This is a genomic window from Enterobacter cloacae complex sp. P1B, from assembly GCF_014982345.1.
Taxonomy (GTDB): Bacteria; Pseudomonadota; Gammaproteobacteria; order Enterobacterales; family Enterobacteriaceae; genus Enterobacter; species Enterobacter bugandensis.
Map to the genome: position 1 here is coordinate 78,961 of NZ_JADCLF010000001.1, position 15,613 is coordinate 94,573.

19 protein-coding genes are annotated in these 15,613 nt (G+C 56.3%); 14 read left to right on the forward strand and 5 right to left on the reverse strand.

Annotation, left to right across the window (positions count from 1 at the left end):
• Position 1: 1 nt before the first annotated feature.
• From INF77_RS00370 to INF77_RS00385, 4 genes are all read right to left on the reverse strand, one after another.
• Entirely contained in the window at positions 2-1,084 is a 1,083-nt protein-coding gene (locus INF77_RS00370) for an ABC transporter ATP-binding protein (RefSeq protein ID WP_045259782.1), read from the reverse strand.
• Complete coding sequence (locus INF77_RS00375) at positions 1,081-2,094, reverse strand: ABC transporter ATP-binding protein (RefSeq protein ID WP_045630680.1); 1,014 nt, start codon at positions 2,092-2,094, stop codon at positions 1,081-1,083. Before INF77_RS00375 ends, INF77_RS00370 begins: the two co-directional genes overlap by 4 nt.
• Positions 2,091-2,810 carry a FadR/GntR family transcriptional regulator gene (locus tag INF77_RS00380; RefSeq protein WP_028012064.1) on the reverse strand — a complete coding sequence of 240 codons (720 nt, stop codon included), beginning with the start codon at positions 2,808-2,810 and terminating at the stop codon, positions 2,091-2,093. Before INF77_RS00380 ends, INF77_RS00375 begins: the two co-directional genes overlap by 4 nt.
• Before the next feature lie 365 nt (positions 2,811-3,175).
• The gene (locus INF77_RS00385) at positions 3,176-5,005 is read right to left on the reverse strand and encodes a glycosyl hydrolase family 18 protein (RefSeq protein WP_193532792.1); all 1,830 of its coding nucleotides are present in this window, start codon (positions 5,003-5,005) and stop codon (positions 3,176-3,178) included.
• Between the two features lie 316 nt (positions 5,006-5,321).
• On the opposite strand from INF77_RS00385, the gene gspG reads away from it, so the two are divergent.
• The 14 genes from gspG (at position 5,322) to INF77_RS00455 (ending at position 15,301) form a co-directional block, all read left to right on the forward strand.
• Positions 5,322-5,741, forward strand: a complete 420-nt coding sequence (gene gspG / locus INF77_RS00390; RefSeq protein ID WP_045630682.1) for a type II secretion system major pseudopilin GspG — start codon at positions 5,322-5,324, stop codon at positions 5,739-5,741.
• Positions 5,742-5,743: 2 nt separating this feature from the next.
• Positions 5,744-6,208: a lytic transglycosylase domain-containing protein gene (locus tag INF77_RS00395; protein WP_032644836.1), complete on the forward strand. Its 465-nt coding sequence runs from the start codon at positions 5,744-5,746 to the stop codon at positions 6,206-6,208.
• Positions 6,205-7,374, forward strand: a complete 1,170-nt coding sequence (locus INF77_RS00400) for a type II secretion system F family protein (protein ID WP_045630683.1) — start codon at positions 6,205-6,207, stop codon at positions 7,372-7,374. Before INF77_RS00395 ends, INF77_RS00400 begins: the two co-directional genes overlap by 4 nt.
• A complete protein-coding gene (locus INF77_RS00405; RefSeq protein WP_136342896.1) occupies positions 7,374-8,993 on the forward strand; it encodes a GspE/PulE family protein in 1,620 nt (539 codons plus the stop codon). The genes INF77_RS00400 and INF77_RS00405 overlap by 1 nt, the downstream gene beginning before the upstream one ends.
• Positions 8,977-9,693, forward strand: coding sequence for a hypothetical protein (locus INF77_RS00410; protein WP_193532793.1), 717 nt, complete (start codon positions 8,977-8,979; stop codon positions 9,691-9,693). Before INF77_RS00405 ends, INF77_RS00410 begins: the two co-directional genes overlap by 17 nt.
• Positions 9,671-10,186: a hypothetical protein gene (locus INF77_RS00415; protein ID WP_045630685.1), complete on the forward strand. Its 516-nt coding sequence runs from the start codon at positions 9,671-9,673 to the stop codon at positions 10,184-10,186. The genes INF77_RS00410 and INF77_RS00415 overlap by 23 nt, the downstream gene beginning before the upstream one ends.
• Positions 10,170-10,688 carry a hypothetical protein gene (locus INF77_RS00420; RefSeq protein WP_028012056.1) on the forward strand — a complete coding sequence of 173 codons (519 nt, stop codon included), beginning with the start codon at positions 10,170-10,172 and terminating at the stop codon, positions 10,686-10,688. The genes INF77_RS00415 and INF77_RS00420 overlap by 17 nt, the downstream gene beginning before the upstream one ends.
• Positions 10,685-11,197, forward strand: coding sequence for a hypothetical protein (locus tag INF77_RS00425; RefSeq protein ID WP_193532794.1), 513 nt, complete (start codon positions 10,685-10,687; stop codon positions 11,195-11,197). The genes INF77_RS00420 and INF77_RS00425 overlap by 4 nt, the downstream gene beginning before the upstream one ends.
• A gap of 92 nt (positions 11,198-11,289) precedes the next feature.
• Positions 11,290-13,083 (forward strand): secretin N-terminal domain-containing protein, encoded by a 1,794-nt coding sequence (locus INF77_RS00430; RefSeq protein ID WP_248176594.1) that lies wholly within the window; start codon positions 11,290-11,292, stop codon positions 13,081-13,083.
• Positions 13,083-13,559, forward strand: coding sequence for a type II secretion system protein (locus tag INF77_RS00435; protein ID WP_028012053.1), 477 nt, complete (start codon positions 13,083-13,085; stop codon positions 13,557-13,559). Before INF77_RS00430 ends, INF77_RS00435 begins: the two co-directional genes overlap by 1 nt.
• Positions 13,546-13,908 carry a type II secretion system protein gene (locus tag INF77_RS00440; RefSeq protein ID WP_080339181.1) on the forward strand — a complete coding sequence of 121 codons (363 nt, stop codon included), beginning with the start codon at positions 13,546-13,548 and terminating at the stop codon, positions 13,906-13,908. Before INF77_RS00435 ends, INF77_RS00440 begins: the two co-directional genes overlap by 14 nt.
• Positions 13,895-14,383, forward strand: a complete 489-nt coding sequence (locus tag INF77_RS00445; RefSeq protein WP_100170723.1) for a type II secretion system protein — start codon at positions 13,895-13,897, stop codon at positions 14,381-14,383. The genes INF77_RS00440 and INF77_RS00445 overlap by 14 nt, the downstream gene beginning before the upstream one ends.
• Positions 14,384-14,674: 291 nt before the next feature.
• A complete protein-coding gene (locus INF77_RS00450; protein WP_193532796.1) occupies positions 14,675-15,046 on the forward strand; it encodes a hypothetical protein in 372 nt (123 codons plus the stop codon).
• Between the two features lie 69 nt (positions 15,047-15,115).
• Complete coding sequence (locus INF77_RS00455) at positions 15,116-15,301, forward strand: hypothetical protein (protein WP_045630703.1); 186 nt, start codon at positions 15,116-15,118, stop codon at positions 15,299-15,301.
• A 20-nt stretch (positions 15,302-15,321) separates the two neighbouring features.
• Here the strand turns inward: INF77_RS00455 and INF77_RS00460 are convergent, their stop codons facing one another.
• Positions 15,322-15,582 carry a hypothetical protein gene (locus tag INF77_RS00460; RefSeq protein WP_193532797.1) on the reverse strand — a complete coding sequence of 87 codons (261 nt, stop codon included), beginning with the start codon at positions 15,580-15,582 and terminating at the stop codon, positions 15,322-15,324.
• Between the last annotated feature and the right edge of the window lie 31 nt (positions 15,583-15,613).

The window sequence follows — 15,613 nt, forward strand, 5'->3', positions numbered from 1 at the left end:
ATCATGAGTTCCTTGAAGGAAGGGAGGAGTGAGTGGCCGCGTGTTCAAACAGCGCGCGGCGGCGCAGAAAGGCTGCGGATGGCGGTGCGATCTGGATAACGCTGCGATCGCGGTTAATCTCCTGCCAGCGGTGGCAGGCAACCTGACGCCCGCCGTCGAGCACCTGATTAATCGGCTCGACCTGGCGGCATTCGTCAGTGACGTACGGGCAGCGGGTGTGGAAGCGACAGCCCGATGGCGGGTTCGCCGGGTTCGGCAGATCCCCCTGCAGCAGCGGCGCGTCGCGCTCAATACCCGGCTGCATCTGCGGCGCCGAGGCGATCAGCGCCTGGGTGTAAGGGTGCAGCGGTGCGTCAAAGATCTCGTCGACGGTGGCAAGCTCAACGATTTGCCCAAGGTACATCACCGCCACGCGGTCGCTCATGTGGCGGATCACCGCCAGACCGTGGGCGACGATCACCATCGTCAGCCCCAGCTGGTGCTTCAGGCTCTCCAGCAGATTAACCACCTGCGCCTGCACCGACACATCCAGCGCGGAAACCGGCTCGTCGCCCAGCAGCAGCTTTGGCCCGGAAGCCAGCGCGCGCGCAATGCCGATACGCTGGCGCTGCCCGCCGGAAAACTCGTGCGGATAGCGCCCGGCCCAGGCGGCAGGCAGGCCAACGGTCTTGAGCAGCTCCGCGACGCGATACTGACGATCCGCTTTCTTCATGTTCTGGTGCAGCCACAGCGGCTCACCGACGATCTGCTCTACCGTCATGCGCGGATTCAGCGAGGCAAAAGGATCCTGAAAAATAATCTGCAGCTCGCGCCGGAGCTGGTTCAGACGGGCGCCTGTGGCGTGGGTAATCTCCTCCCCCTGATAAAACACGCGCCCTTCGCTGGCGGCCAGCAGACGCAGCAGCAGACGGCCGAGGGTGGATTTCCCGGAACCGGACTCGCCGACAATCGCCAGCGTTTCGCCCGGCATCACGGCAAGCGAAACGCGATCGACCGCCGTGACAAACCGGGCCGGGGAAAAGAGTTTTTTCGGACCGGGGAAAAGTTTGCTGAGGTCCCGGGCTTCAAGAATGGGCGTGGTCATGCGGTCTCTCCCAGGGCAATGTGGTGTTCAAGCGGCACGCGGAAGCAGGCGACCTGATGGCCCGCGCCGAGCGTGGTGAGCTGCGGTTTTTCATCATGACAGCGCGACTGCGCAAACGGGCAGCGCGTCGCGAAACGGCAGCCTTGCGGCATGGATTCCGGGAGCGGGACCGTTCCGGGAATGGTAGAGAGCTGGCCTTTGCGTGCGCCCAGCGAAGGGATCGAGCCCATCAGGCCGATGGTGTACGGGTGCTGCGGGTCAGCGAATATTGCCTCAACGCTCCCCTGCTCCACCACCTGCCCGGCGTACATTACCGCCACCTGCTGGGCCACTTCAGCCACCACGCCTAAATCGTGGGTGATCATCAGCACCGCCGTGCCGGTTTCCTCTTTTAGGGTGTTCAGCAGGGTCAGGATTTGCGCCTGGATGGTGACGTCGAGCGCGGTGGTGGGTTCGTCGGCAATCAGCAGTTTAGGGTGGTTGATCAGGGCCATGGCAATCATCACGCGCTGGCGCATGCCGCCGGAAAGCTGGTGCGGATACGCCTTGAGGCGCATCTCCGCCGCCGGGATCTGCACCTTTTCAAGGATCTGCAGCGCGACCTTCATCGCCTCCGGGCGAGTAACGTTCTGGTGACGCATGACCGCTTCACTGAGCTGATCGCCTAACGTGAAGGCCGGATTGAGCGAGGTCATCGGCTCCTGGAAAATCATCGCCAGCTCGCTCCCGCGCAGGTCGGCATACTCCCGCGGCGAAAGCTTGCGCAGGTCGTGGCGGCGAAACTGCATCTCGCCGCTGACAATCTGCGCGCTGGCGGGCAGTAAACCCATCAGCGCCAGTGAGGTGATACTTTTCCCGCAGCCGGACTCCCCCACCAGCGCCAGCGTTTCGCCCGCTTTGACCGTCAGGGAAATGCCGTCCAGGACGCTGACCGGCGAGCCGGAAAACTTAACGTTGAGATTATTCAGCCGGAGTACAGGCGTGGAGTCCTTAAACGGGATCGTCGTCATAGCGTGAAATCGTCCTCAAGGTGGATCGCCTGAATCAGGGCGTTTTGCAGGCTGAGCAGGTGTTCGCGCATGGCGGCCGCTGCTTCATTAGGCTGGCGATGGATAATCGCGGACATGATCTTGTGATGGTGGTCGTTGTAGCTGTCGACGCGTTCGGGCGTGCGGGCTAATTCACGCAGATGCTGCCAGCCGGGTTCGCGCCGCACGGCGTCAATGGCGTCAAACAGGCCGAGCATCAGGCGATTGCCCGCCGCCTCGGCAATGGCGCGGTGAAAGGCGCTATCCCAGAGTTCATTGAGATCGCGGTCATCCGGGCTGACCTTGTCGATGCGTTCCAGCATGCGCTGCATGAGCGCGAGGTTTTCCCTGGTGGCACGCAGTGCCGCAAGCCGGGCTAAGCCGGGTTCGATCTGTATACGAGCTTCCATCACTTCCAGCAGATTGGTCTGCTGAACCAATCCCTGAAGGGCCAGCGGTTCAACAGGGGCAGCCGGACCAATAAAGGTGCCTTTGCCCTGTTTACGCCAGATCCGCCCTTCTTCTTCCAGCACGTCCAGCGCGCGACGCACTTCGCGTCGTCCTACGCCGAGTGTTTCCGACAGCTCACGTTCCGTGGGCAGCGGAGTGCCTGGTGTTGACTCATGCTGGTTGATTAGCCCGCGCAGTTGCTCAAGCGCGGTGCTGGAATTGGCCAGAAACCGTGACGGTTTTTCCATATTGGTTCGCTCACTATCATCGTTATTTTCTTTTTATGAACGATAAGTTATTGATATGGCGTGCTACTTATCGTGCTAATGATTAAGCAATAAACGAACCAATTTTTTAATGGTTCAAAAGAGATTTAAAAAAGCGGTAGTAAATGAAGGGGTTACAGCAACGTATTGTTACAGATGCAAGCGGCATCCTGAGACGATAAAGGCCAGAAAAGAACATGAAACGCACAAAGACAGTGCAAATATTGCACTACAATAGTGCTATTGTTAATTTTTTGCACTATAAATGATAACAATAAGTTAACAAAAAGTAATAAATAAGGCGTGCTTACGCCTGAAAATGGCCCCCTTGCGAGGGCCGCGCAAGATTAAGGAACAGGCTGCCAAAGCGTCGCAGCCGCAGTCGGCGCCCAGTCGGACTGAGACGTATGCCCCTGCACGCAGCGATACTGTGTGCCGTTATACGTGACAATTTCTCCAGTCTTATAGCGCGTACCGACTTTCCACTCGCCTTCCGGCTCAGGCGTCACAGACCCCTCTTTCGTCGTGGCTTTAAGTGGTGTACTGGCGAGAGACTGATGACCTTTGGCATTTTCGGCGATCACCTGGTAGCTGTAGGTTGTTCCCGCGCGCAGGCCGCTGTCGAAGATCTGCGTTCCGCTTACGGTGAGTAACTCCGCCCCATCGCGTAGTACGTGGTATTTCACCGCGTTGTCTACCGCATTCCATTTCACCGTCAGGCTGTTTTCCGTCGAAGAAACCAGGGCCAGGCCGCCTGGCGCGTCAGGACGTCCCTCTTCGACCTGTACGGTTTCTACCTTAACCACGTTGCTGCTTTCAGAGATATTGTTCGCTGCATCACGTGCTTTCACGCTGTAGTGGTACACCACACCGCCGGTCTCTACTGCATTATCGGTCCACTGGGTGTCCGTTGAAGACCCGACTTTGATGTCATTACGGTAGATGTCATATCCCACTACGCCACGGTCATCGGTGGAGGGCTGCCAGGCAAGGGTGATAGTCAAGCCATTGTTCAGCACCTTCAGTCCTGCTGGCGCAGTTGGCGCGACGGTATCCTGCGGGCGTTCAGGCGACATCAGGTCCGCGCGCTCTTTCATTTCATTGAAATAGTCAACCTGCTGCGGGATGGACAGCTGCTGATCGTTTGAACCCAACGTCCAGATAAAGAACCCACCATAGCCGTTTTCCGCCTGCCAGCCCGCACGGTTTACGTTGTTCTGTCGGTTTTCAACAAAGCGACCTTCTGGCCCCCACTGGGAGTTGATGGTCTGACCGAGAACGATTTTGCTCTTATCACCCACCGCCCGGGCGTAGTTAGCCATCGCCACGTCATACTTAAAGCGTGGGCCGGCGTCATAGGCCATGACGTTGAAGAAATCGAAAACGTTTTTCCCCTGCGTCAGCAGCGGCAGAACTTCGCCATGGTGTGAAGAGCGAGCCGTCTCAACGAAGGAACAATTCTCGGTTACCGCGCTGTTGGTGCAGTTCTCCGGGTCAGCACCAACGTGATAGGTGGTCAGGCTCAGCAGCTTTTTGCTGCCGGACGCATTGAGCTTGCTACGAACCCGTTCAGCCAGATCCAGCAGGTTTGCGTTTTCCTCTGGCGTGACGCGATCGGGCTTTTCAAAGTCAAAATCGATGCCGTCAAGCTGAACGGTACCCGCCTTCTGGTAGTTCGCCATATTACATTTGCCTTGCCAGTCGGCGCTCAGGCATTCGCCAACCATCTCTTCCGGCTTCAGGTTCTTTTTATATACCGGGAAGTTGGTATTCAGCAGATTCACCAGATTCTGCGCCAGCGTTTCTCGCGTTTGCGCGTTATTCAGATAAGACCACATCGCGGAATACGTCTCGCCGCCGAGCGCCAGCATCATTTTTTTCTCCGGGTGCGCCAGCTTCAGCTGACTCCACACGACATAAGCTGGCGCATTAATGTACCAGGGATCATATTGTGGTACTGCAACAATATTATCGGAACTGGACAGCTTACCGTTTGCATCCCAGCCACCAAATGAAAGCAGGAACGTATCCGCTTTCACCTCTTTCATATCCTCAACGGACTCGACCGGAACGCCCCAGGAGGTCAGATAGGTGACCGCTCGTGGTGCCTGCGCTGCGAAAGCCGACTGCGCCATTAGTGCGCTACCAATTAACAGAGATAATGTAAGTTTTTTCATCAAAGTTCCTTATTGCTTTGTGATGATAGTCCTGTGGATTACCTCGCAAATTGTCTTTTTTTTTAGCGCCGAGATCGTTGGGGATAATAGAGTGGTGAATCAGGAAACCCTCCGCATTAAATAAGAAATATCTCTCGCATTTATAATAAATACTTCAACGACAGCGCGGGAGAATTCTCGCATCCTGTAAGACGCTTCTTTATTTAATTTTCCCATCTTCACCAATTAAAAAAGATGGCATACCTGTGTTCCCGCTCTTTTATCAGGGAAAATTCAGGAATTAATCACAACTATTATCCAACTAGGGACGCTCTCAATGAAATATGCAACAAACGTGATGCGAAAACAGGGTGGTTTCACCCTGCTTGAACTGCTGGTCGTGCTGATGATTATTGCGCTGCTGGCAGGATTTGTCGGGCCAAAAGTCTTCTCAAATGTCGACTCGGCTAAGGAGAAAACCGCCATGCGCCAGATGCGCTCGCTTGCTGAGGCACTCGGGCAATATCGCCTCGACACCGGCAGTTATCCAACTGAAACACAAGGTCTGAAAGCGCTGACTGAAAAGCCTTCCAACGCGCAAAACTGGAATGGACCTTATCTTAGCCAGCATGTGCCGTTAGACCCCTGGGGCAATCCGTACCAGTGGCATAACCCCGCCCGGACAAAAGACGCCATTAATGAAGTCGAAATAACCTCCGGCGGTAAAGACGGTAAGCCTGTCACTTACGGGTTCTGAATATGCTGCGCCTGTCCATATATTCGCTGTTTATCTTCAGCGTATTTTCCTGCCGGGCCGATTGCTGGCAGCTGGCGGGAGAACGTTACGGCATTGAGCCAGAACTATTACAGGCGATAGCGATAGTGGAATCCAACGGTAATACCCGGGCCATCAACAAAAATCGTGATGGCTCAATGGATGTCGGTCTGATGCAGATCAATAGCATTCACTTCGATGCGCTGCGTAAATTTCGTATTAGTCAAAAAGATCTGCTAACCGACCCTTGCCAAAGTGTCATGACCGGCGCCTGGATCCTGGCAGGTCAAATCCAGCGCTTTGGTTATACCTGGGACGCGGTGGGAGCGTATAACGCCGGAACGGCAAATACCCCCCAGCGCCGCGCGCTTCGTCAACAATACATAAAAAAAGTGGCTCCGCATTATGCCCGCCTTAAAAGGCAGAGCCATACACTGTCGCCAAAATGAAACCATATACCGTCACCATCCTCCAGGGGGGGAAACGCGTCAATCAGACCGTACTTGCCGCGTCGCCTGATGATGCCAGCGCCCGCATTATTGCCGGCGGCGGCATCGTTTTGCAGGTACAGGAACGCCCCGCCCGCAAGGAGAAACGCTTTCCACTGAATCTGTTCTTGCAGGAGCTTATCGCTCTGCTGGAAGCCGGGCTGGTCGTGGTCGAGGCCGTCGAAGCGCTGCGCGAAAGCAGCCGCGACGGTGGCACCTCGCTGGTTCTGGATACGCTGGTTAAAAAGCTCTACGAAGGAGCGCAACTCTCCCAGGCGATGATGGCGTTACCAGCACTGTTTCCGCCTCTGCTGATTAACACCGTTGCCTCTTCTGAGCAAACCGGACACTTACCCGAAGCGCTAAAGCGTTTTCAGTTTTACGAATCAAGAATGGAAATTCTGCGCAAGCGGATTAAATCAACCCTGCTCTATCCGACAATTGTCATTGCCGCCGGCGGGATAATTCTGTTCTTTCTGCTCGGCTTTATTATTCCACGTTTTTCCGTGGTGTTTGACGGGATGAAGAACCCGTCCGCCAGCGCACAGCTTATCCTCTGGTGGGGACGCCTGACGCAAACCCATGGCTCGCTGCTGCTGGCCGGTTGCGCGGCAGCGGTCGCAGGCATCGTGATGGCGGTGCGTAGCCCGCGCCTGCGCCAGCGCGCGCTCGGTTTGTTGCTGCGCATTCCCGCCTTACGCCAGCAGCACCAGCTTTCTGTGCTGGTGCGTTTCTACCGCACGCTGGGCCTGCTGTTACAGGGCGGCCTTCCCGCGCCAGATGCGCTAATGCTGAGCCGGGAGATCCTGCCCGCCACGCATCGTCAGCAGGTTGAACAGGTTATCCGCGACGTCGCCGCCGGCGAGTCGCTCTCCCGCATGCTGGAAGCGCAACGGATGACGACTCCTGTCGCCAGTCGTCTGCTGCAGGTCGGCGAACGCAGCGGCGAACTGCCTGCCATGTGCGAGCGGATCGCCGCTTTTTATGATGAATCGCTGGAACGCGCGATTGAAACCTTTAGCAAAATTTTTGAACCGATTCTGATGATGGTCGTTGGCGGCATCGTTGGGCTCGTCGTGTTTTTACTGTACATGCCCATTTTTGAACTGGCAGGAGGATTGCAATAATGTCTCACTCACCGTCTGTAGAACCCCTTTTCGACCTGCCAGACGAGCAGCGCTGTCAGGCGCTGGCGGAACTGCTGGACAGTTTCCCCGGTGCGTTAGAAGAAGCCGCCGGTTCCCTGGGGCTCACGCCGCTCTCACCCACACAGCTCGCCGACAGCGAAGAGGATTTCGAAGCCGTGCCGCTGACCGAATCGCTCAGCCAGCGAGCATTGCCGCTGCGCGTTAACGGTCAGCTCCACGTTGCGCTGGGCGATCCGTTTTCACTGGCGCTGCGCCAGTGGGCTTATAACGTGAATGCGCTCCCCGCGCTCGCCCCGCTCTCTCAGCTTAATGCCCGCCTTGATGAACTGGCAAAACAGCAGCGCACGCTCGATCAGCTGGAGCAGCAGCAGAGTGAAGAGAATAAAGAGGCCCGGTGGCTGGAGATCACCCCAGCAGCCATCGCCAGTGAACCCCATGCCGTCATTAAGCTGGTTAACGCCACGCTGTTTGATGCCCTGCAGAGCCGCGCCAGCGATATTCATCTTTGCGCCGTCGCGGATGGGTTGATGGTGAAGTACCGCATTGATGGCGTCCTGCACAGCATTCGCCACTGCGCCGGGCTTCAGCAGGCGGAGCAGGTGATCTCCCGTCTCAAGGTATTAAGCTGCATGGACATTTCCGAACGACGCACGCCTCAGGACGGGCGCTTTAAGGCGTTGATTCTCCAGCGTCCCGTCGATTTTCGCGTGTCCATCATGCCGGGCGTCTATGGCGAGGATGCCGTACTGCGCGTGCTGGATAAATCTCACGATCAAAACCTGCGCCTGGAGACGCTCGGCTTTGATGAGCACACGCTGGGCGCGATTCGCCAGTTAACCCATCTGCCCCACGGTATGGTGCTCGTCACCGGGCCAACGGGGAGCGGGAAATCCACCACCCTCTATTCAGCACTCAGCGAACTCAACAGTGGTGAATGCAAAATTATCACCATTGAAGATCCCGTGGAGTACCAGCTCAACAGCGTGCTGCAAATTCCGGTCAACGATAAAAAAGGGCTCACCTTCGCCCGCGGCCTGCGCGCCATTTTGCGTCACGACCCGGACATCATCCTGGTGGGTGAGATCCGCGACGGTGAAACCGCCGGCATTGCCGTGCAGGCGGCGCTCACCGGCCACGTGGTGCTCTCCTCGGTTCACGCCAATGACGTCTTTAGCGTACTGGAACGTTTTTTATATATGCAGGTGGAGCCCGCCAGCCTGATCACCGCCCTTAACGGCGTCGTGGCGCAACGGCTGGTGCGCCAGATTTGCCCGGACTGTATTGATGACGCCACGCCCACAGATGACCTTCTCGCGGCCTGGCAATCCGGACCTCTGCAGCAGCTCACGCCCCGCTGGCGTCGAGGGCGAGGCTGTGATACCTGCCGCGACAGCGGTTTTCGCGGCAGGCTGGCGCTGGCGGAAGTGCTGCATTTCAGCGATGCGATGAAAGAGGCAATGCTAGCGCGATCGCCCCGGCGCAAGCTAAAGGAAGTGGCGCTGAATGACGGTTTTGTTCCGCTCTCGACCATCGCGCTGCGCGCCGTGGTCGAAGGCAAAACCACCTGGGAGGAGGTGAACCGTGTTATCACTCACTAACACCTGGCAGTGCGACATCTGGCCTCATGCCGTGCGGTTGCGCCGCAACAACGTGGTTCTCGCCACCCATGAACGCCGGCCAGATGAGTCTCTTGAAGCCGCGCTCGAAACGCTGCTGCGCCTGCGCCCTTCCGTCTTACCGTGGCGTGACGCGGTGGAGTTTCACCTCGATACCGACGATCTGACGTTTTTAATTCAGCCCTGGCATGACGGCGTGACCACACCGCAGGAACTGCTCCAGCTCGCCCGACAGCAGGCGGTTCTTCGCGCGAGTCCGCCCGTCGACTGGCAGGTGCGCTTCGAGACCCTTAACTGGCAGCAGTCAGCGCTGGCCGCGTGCCTGAAGCAACCTTGCTGGCACCTGCTTGTCGCGCTGGCGCGTCGGGAGCGGCTGCGGTTTCGCGGTGTTGTCACGCCGTTTCAAAAGCTGTTTAGCCACTTCGCCGCCGCACTGCCGGAAAACGGCCTGTTTGTGGCGATGAGCCCCCACCATAGCCGGATTGCCAGCCGTCAGCACCACAGCTGGCGCGACGTCTGGACACTCACCCTGCCACAGCAGGAGATGGACGCCCAGCTGCGGGTTATCGCCCGGCTAAGCGGAATGCAGGACTGTCCTGGCTACGTCATTCATACCGACGCTGAGCATCACCAGGAAGTCGCGCTACAGGAGAGTACTCATGACGCCGCTGTTTACGCGTAGTTCCCCGTGGGCCGCACGCACGCTGCTGTTAACCGGACTCCTCTGCTTACCGCTCACCGGTGCCGTGATGTATGGCCTGTTTGAGCACCAGCGCCTTGAGCTGGAGACGTCGCAGGTACAGCAGCAGCTCGCCCAACGGCAGCAGGTGCTGCGCAAGCTGCGTGAAGCGGAGCAGCGCCGGTTGCGCCAGGCTCAGCAACTGCAGGCCGTCCCGCCGGCCATCAAGCTGCTGGACAACATCGGCAGCGTACTGACGCCTGATATTGCGCTCCTGAGCATTGACGTCATTGCCAGTAAAGGCGATGCGCGGCTTACGGTGAATGCAGGCAATCTTGACGCCCTGCTCGCCTTTAGCGAGCGGCTACAGCAGTTGCCGGCGCATGTGGTGCTTGAGAACCATCGCCAGTCGGCGCAGGGCGATCCTGCCTGGCCGATTAACGCGGTACTCGACGTCAAGGTGACGACGGAGGCGCACCATGCGGCTTCAGAATAAACCCGCCGTGCTGCGCTGGCAGGCGGCGTTATTTGCCGGGCGCATCGGAACGGTTCCGCTCGTGCTCGCCGGGCTGCCCGCAGGACTGCTGCTGTTATGGCTTGGCGGCGTGCGGCCGCACACCATCCATTTGCAGGAGAACCTTGCCCGGATCCAGGCGCAGCTACAAACCGCGCTGCCGCTGGATAAACAGCAGCCGGAACTGCAAAGCCGCATCAGCCTCGGAGAATATCAGCAGGTCAGGCTCATTTTTGAGCAGTTCAGGAGCCGAGGGATGAAGGTCGACGCCAGCCGCTATCAGCTGGAAAACGACGACGGCAAAACCGCGCTACGGCTGGATATTCCGCTGCGCGGTGAATATCTGCCGCTGATGGACGCCCTGGAAACGCTAAGCCGCACTTTGCCGTTACGCATTGAGCAGCTAAGCCTGCGGCGCGCCGGGCCATCGGAAAGCCAGCTCAGCGCCACCGTGCAGCTTCGCCTGTTGAAGGAGTCGCCATGAAACTGCCGCGCTATTTACAGCTGGCGCTGGTGCTGACCGCCGGTGCTGTTTTCTGGAGCCAGTTTGCCGATGACGAGATATCGCAAGCGCCGCTTGAGGCGCAGCCGGTCTCACGCCCGCGCCCCGCGCCAGCAAAGCCGGAGACGGCTCACGCAACGCGCATCGATCTCTTTTCAACGCCACATAGCAGGGCGCAAGACGTAGCAGAAAAGCCGCCGGAAAACGATCGGCCTGAAGAGGCGACACCAACCGCACCGCCGCTACCGCTTCAGATCCTCGGTGCCTGGTGGGAAAACCGTCAGAGGATCCTTGTGCTGACGGATGGCAAAGAGACCTGGCCGGTCTGCGAGCGCTGCAGGGCGGACGGCAGGATCTGGATCGGCAGTTCGCCGGTCAACAACTGGATTTTAAAAGCGGTGGCGAACGACCACCTCCTGTTTGAATGGCAGCCCACCCATAGCCAGCAGCGGCTGGAACTGGATGAGCTGCAATCGGAACCGACACATTAATCATGAAAAAAACTATTGCTCTCACTTTTTTGTTGTCATGCGCGCTACTGAGCGGCTGTGCACAACGTGCGGCGCCTCCGGTCCGGGAATCAGTGACCGCCTCGCCGCAGGTGCTGGTTAAGCGGCTTAAGGAGATAGACCAACAGCGCATCGCCAGCCCACAGGATATTGCGCTTCGCGCCGAGCAGGCTGACATCAGCAAAAAGCTGGTCAATGACTACCTTAAAAATGCCGATCTCGCGGTGCGTCAGAACAACTACACCCTGGCGACGCAAATGTGGCGCGATGCGCTTACCTATGAGCCCGGCAACCTGCGCGCCCTGCAGGGCTTACGCAAACTCGATGCCCGTAGAGCGCTGGACGCATTGTATAAGGAGGCGGTGGCTAACAGCACCCGCGACCCGGCACGCGCGCTGCACAAAATCCAGCAGGTACTGGAAGAAGATCCCAACTGGCCCCAGGCGCGCGCGCTGCGCGATCACCTGATGCGTGAGGTGTCGCGGATCAACCAGCCGGAGCAGCGTCTGAACCGGGAACTGCAAAAAACGATAGCGCTTAATTTTCGCGAGCACAGCCTGATGGCCATCTTTAACACCATCAGCCAGATGACCGGGGTCAATATCATTTTTGACAAAGATATTTCCTCCAGCACTACCGGCAGCCTGATAGCCAAACGCACCACTGCGGAAGATGCTATCAACGTGCTGCTGTTGTCGAATAACCTGCGGAAGAAGGTGCTGAACAGCAATACGTTGCTGATCTACCCCGCCACCGCGCAAAAAGAGAAGATCTATCGCGACGTGGTCGTCAAAACCATCTTCCTGGGTTATGCGAAAGCAAAAGAGGTCAACGTCGCCCTGCGCAATATGGTCAAGCTGAAGGATGTGCACGTTGATGAGCGAACCAACTCCGTCACCCTGCGCGGGCCAAAAGAGAACGTGGAAAAAGCGGAGCGCCTGTTAGTGACGCTCGACCGGCCTGAAGCGGAGGTCACGCTGGCCGTTGAGGTGCTGGAAGTAAATACCAACGATCTCGAAGCGCTTGGCGTGAAGCTGCCGCAAACCATTAGTGCGGGTTTTGCGAAAAGTAAAGAAGGTGATTTAAAGGGAAGCGGGATCCCGCTGGGCGACCTGAGCGCCAAAAATATCATGGTCGATATCGACAATATGACCATTGACATGAAAAAAGTGTTGAGCAACGCCAGAGTGCTGGCCAACCCGCGGATCCGGGTGAAAAACAATAAAAAAGCGCTGGTTGATATTGGTCAAACGATCCCGGTACTGACCACAACCGTCAATGACGGGATTTCGCAACAGAAAGTGGATTATCAGGACGTCGGCCTGAAGCTGGAAGTCACCCCGGAAGTCAGTATGGATGACAATATCTCAATGGAGGTGAAGTTCACGCTCAGTGCCCTGGGCGCCGAAGAACCCGGTGAGAACGGAGCAAAGTATTACCGCACCACGAAACGCGAAGCCAATACCACGCTCAGCAGTATGAACGGCGAGACCCAGATGCTGGCAGGGCTGATCAAGCAGGATGAAACCACGACCCAAAAAGGAACGCCGTTATTAAGTGACATTCCGGGGCTGGGCCGCCTGTTTAGCAGCAATTCCGACAACAAAGAGCGCACGGAGGTGGTGCTGTTAATTACGCCGACCATTGAGCGCAACCTCGATTTACCGGGAAGCCACGTCAGTACCATTGAGATGGGCAGCGACGATTTAACGGGCGACAGCATTCAACTGCGCGACCTGCAGCACGACGAGCCGGGCAGCGGGTTTACCGCACCGGCGCTAGCGCCGCCGGCCCATTTCCCTGACCGGGCGGCCACGCTGCCGCCACCGATCTTCGATGAGTCAGAGACGGAAAACGGAGCATCGTAATGCAGCGCCAGCGCGGTTTTACCTTGATTGAGATGATCGTCACGCTGGCGCTACTCGCCACGCTTGCCGCTGCCGCTGCGCCGCTGATGCGTAACTACCATCAGCGGCAGCAGGAGACGCAGCTACGTGAGTCGCTGCGCACGCTACGCGATGCCATTGACCGTTATCACCAGGCAAGCGTGGACGGCATCATTGAGAAAAAAACCAGCGAATCGGGATATCCGCCGACACTAAAAAGCCTGGTGGAAGGCGTCCGGGATAAGACATCGCCCACTGGCGCGATGATCTACTTCCTGCGCCATATACCGCGCGATCCGATGTGCGATTGCGAGGGAAAAAATGATGAAGAGACCTGGCGGTTACGCGCATCCACGCAGCCACCCGGCGATTTCAGCGGCGGCGGGAAAGACGTGTTTGATGTCAGTAGTACCAGTACGGCCAGCGGTCTGAATGGAGTGCCCTATGCGCAATGGTGAAAAAGGTTTTACGCTCATCGAGCTGCTGGTGGTGATGGCGATCATCGCGACATTGATGACCCTGGTCGCTCCACGTTTTTTCCAGCACGCGGACAGAGCCAAAGAGGTGGTGCGCGAGCATAACCTGCATGCGCTGCGCAGCGCGATCGATCACTACCGCCGCGATCGCCTGGCGGGGCCATACAGCCTGGAGGATCTGATCGAGGCCGGTTATCTGCGCCAGATGCCGCTGGATCCCATCACCAACCGCCGCGATATCTGGGAGGCGAAGACCGATGACGAAGGGCAAATTATTGACGTCGAGACGCCACCTAAACCCGGGCAGGATCATCGCGATGCGTTCGATTAAACGACAGGGAGGTTTTACCTATCTGCTGCTGCTGATTGCGCTCTCCACGCTGGCGTTGTCGCTGCTGAAAAGCCGCGATGAGGTGCAGATGCGTTATCAGGCGCAACAGGAGGCTGAGCTTTTATTTCGCGGGGATCAAATCCGCGCAGCGATACAGGCCTACCGCGGCAACGGTGATGGCTGTTTTCCCGTGCGTTTCGAACAGCTGCTTATTGATAAACGCGGGCGAAAACCGCTTTATCACCTGCGCCAGCACTACGCCGACCCGCTAACCGGGAGTAAAAACTGGGGGATGATCCTCGATCCTCAGGGACGCTGGATTGGCGTGCGCAGTCTCGGAAAGGGTACGCCACGGAAAAAAGTCGGCTTTCGTCACGATCCAAAACAGTTTGCCAAAGCGAAAACGTATTACGACTGGAAATTTCAGGTAGAGAGCGATCCGCAGGCCCCGCTGCCTGCGGCCTGTGGTCGCTAATGCAACGACTGTCTTTGTCATGAAAAAATCCTCTTTGAGAAAAATAAAAACAACAAGTTTACGCAACAGTGACCATATCTTAATGCTTCAGACCGTAAAACATACCACCAGATAAAATCATCGTTTATTTATTTTTAACTCATAGATACAGAGAAGATTCTTATTAATCAGAAGACCAGCACCGTCTTATTTTATTCTGAGGAATGAATATACTGCCTTGCCACTATTCAGGCAGGAATAGTAGGCTTAATAGCCATCTCATATATTTTACCATGATGAGCGAGACATAAGATGGAACCATCAATTAAACAGACTCATGAAAAAATTCGGGTTTGCGTGCGAACAAACTCTTTTTTATTCGAAAAAGGGCTTGAAGAAATAGCGCGATTTTATTTTATCGCCAGAGATAAAATACTGTGCATTATCGATGCTGACACGTTTGGCACGAAGACGCATCTGGTGAAGTATCTGGAGTTCATCAGAAGAATTAAACCCGACATGCTTGTTTTGATCACGGGTCATCACACCCGAAGCGAGCAGCACGCATGGTATGTAAAAGCAAATGAATCCCTGTCGGGCTGGTGCGAAACCATTGATGCCATGAACTTTATACGACCCAATCTCGACAGCGTTATCGATTTTTACAGAAGGCAACATGACTGAAAATCTTTTGCAAACGGAGGACTAGACGTGAAGTTAAGTTTTTGTATCAGGACGAATGTTTTGGCGAAAATGGCCGATGTCACCGAGGCTGAATTAGTGTATGCGCTCATGACGACGGGTGAGCTGTTCGGGGTGAAAATACCGGCACCGTTACCGGGCAGGCATAATGCCAAAACGCGTAGCTTTGATTACAAAGAAGCACTGGATTTTGCTGAAGAAGTGAAAATTGCCCGAGACAGTAAAAGGCAGATCTGAAAACGTAATAAGTCCATCCCTTAATCAAGTGATACCTCAATCCATTCCTTATATTTACAGCAGCACTGCCCGGATGACTTAACGTTTTCCTTCAACATTGATAGCGCAATACAAATGACTTCAGCGTACAAGCAATCATTAATACTCCGGGCATACTCAAGTTTTTTATCCAGATAATAACTAAGCGAAACATGATCAATATTAATCCCCTGCAAGGATAATTGCGTGGCGGCATCGCCAATGAGTATTGATGCTTGCTTTTCAGGATAGACATTATTCATGAATTTTAGCCCTGCACTTTGTAAAATATTC

Excerpts from the sequence above, each read along its gene's own strand:
- INF77_RS00435 (WP_028012053.1), top strand. The coding sequence starts at position 13,083 with ATGCAGCGCCAGCGCGGTTTTACCTTGATTGAGATGATCGTCACGCTG.
- INF77_RS00370 (WP_045259782.1), bottom strand. The coding sequence starts at position 1,084 with ATGACCACGCCCATTCTTGAAGCCCGGGACCTCAGCAAACTTTTCCCC.
- INF77_RS00405 (WP_136342896.1), top strand. The coding sequence starts at position 7,374 with ATGTCTCACTCACCGTCTGTAGAACCCCTTTTCGACCTGCCAGACGAG.
- INF77_RS00420 (WP_028012056.1), top strand. The coding sequence starts at position 10,170 with ATGCGGCTTCAGAATAAACCCGCCGTGCTGCGCTGGCAGGCGGCGTTA.
- INF77_RS00375 (WP_045630680.1), bottom strand. The coding sequence starts at position 2,094 with ATGACGACGATCCCGTTTAAGGACTCCACGCCTGTACTCCGGCTGAAT.
- INF77_RS00460 (WP_193532797.1), bottom strand. The coding sequence starts at position 15,582 with ATGAATAATGTCTATCCTGAAAAGCAAGCATCAATACTCATTGGCGAT.
- INF77_RS00400 (WP_045630683.1), top strand. The coding sequence starts at position 6,205 with ATGAAACCATATACCGTCACCATCCTCCAGGGGGGGAAACGCGTCAAT.
- INF77_RS00395 (WP_032644836.1), top strand. The coding sequence starts at position 5,744 with ATGCTGCGCCTGTCCATATATTCGCTGTTTATCTTCAGCGTATTTTCC.
- INF77_RS00385 (WP_193532792.1), bottom strand. The coding sequence starts at position 5,005 with ATGAAAAAACTTACATTATCTCTGTTAATTGGTAGCGCACTAATGGCG.
- INF77_RS00440 (WP_080339181.1), top strand. The coding sequence starts at position 13,546 with ATGCGCAATGGTGAAAAAGGTTTTACGCTCATCGAGCTGCTGGTGGTG.
- INF77_RS00415 (WP_045630685.1), top strand. The coding sequence starts at position 9,671 with ATGACGCCGCTGTTTACGCGTAGTTCCCCGTGGGCCGCACGCACGCTG.
- INF77_RS00450 (WP_193532796.1), top strand. The coding sequence starts at position 14,675 with ATGGAACCATCAATTAAACAGACTCATGAAAAAATTCGGGTTTGCGTG.
- INF77_RS00380 (WP_028012064.1), bottom strand. The coding sequence starts at position 2,810 with ATGGAAAAACCGTCACGGTTTCTGGCCAATTCCAGCACCGCGCTTGAG.
- INF77_RS00445 (WP_100170723.1), top strand. The coding sequence starts at position 13,895 with ATGCGTTCGATTAAACGACAGGGAGGTTTTACCTATCTGCTGCTGCTG.
- INF77_RS00425 (WP_193532794.1), top strand. The coding sequence starts at position 10,685 with ATGAAACTGCCGCGCTATTTACAGCTGGCGCTGGTGCTGACCGCCGGT.
- gspG (WP_045630682.1), top strand. The coding sequence starts at position 5,322 with ATGAAATATGCAACAAACGTGATGCGAAAACAGGGTGGTTTCACCCTG.
- INF77_RS00455 (WP_045630703.1), top strand. The coding sequence starts at position 15,116 with ATGGCCGATGTCACCGAGGCTGAATTAGTGTATGCGCTCATGACGACG.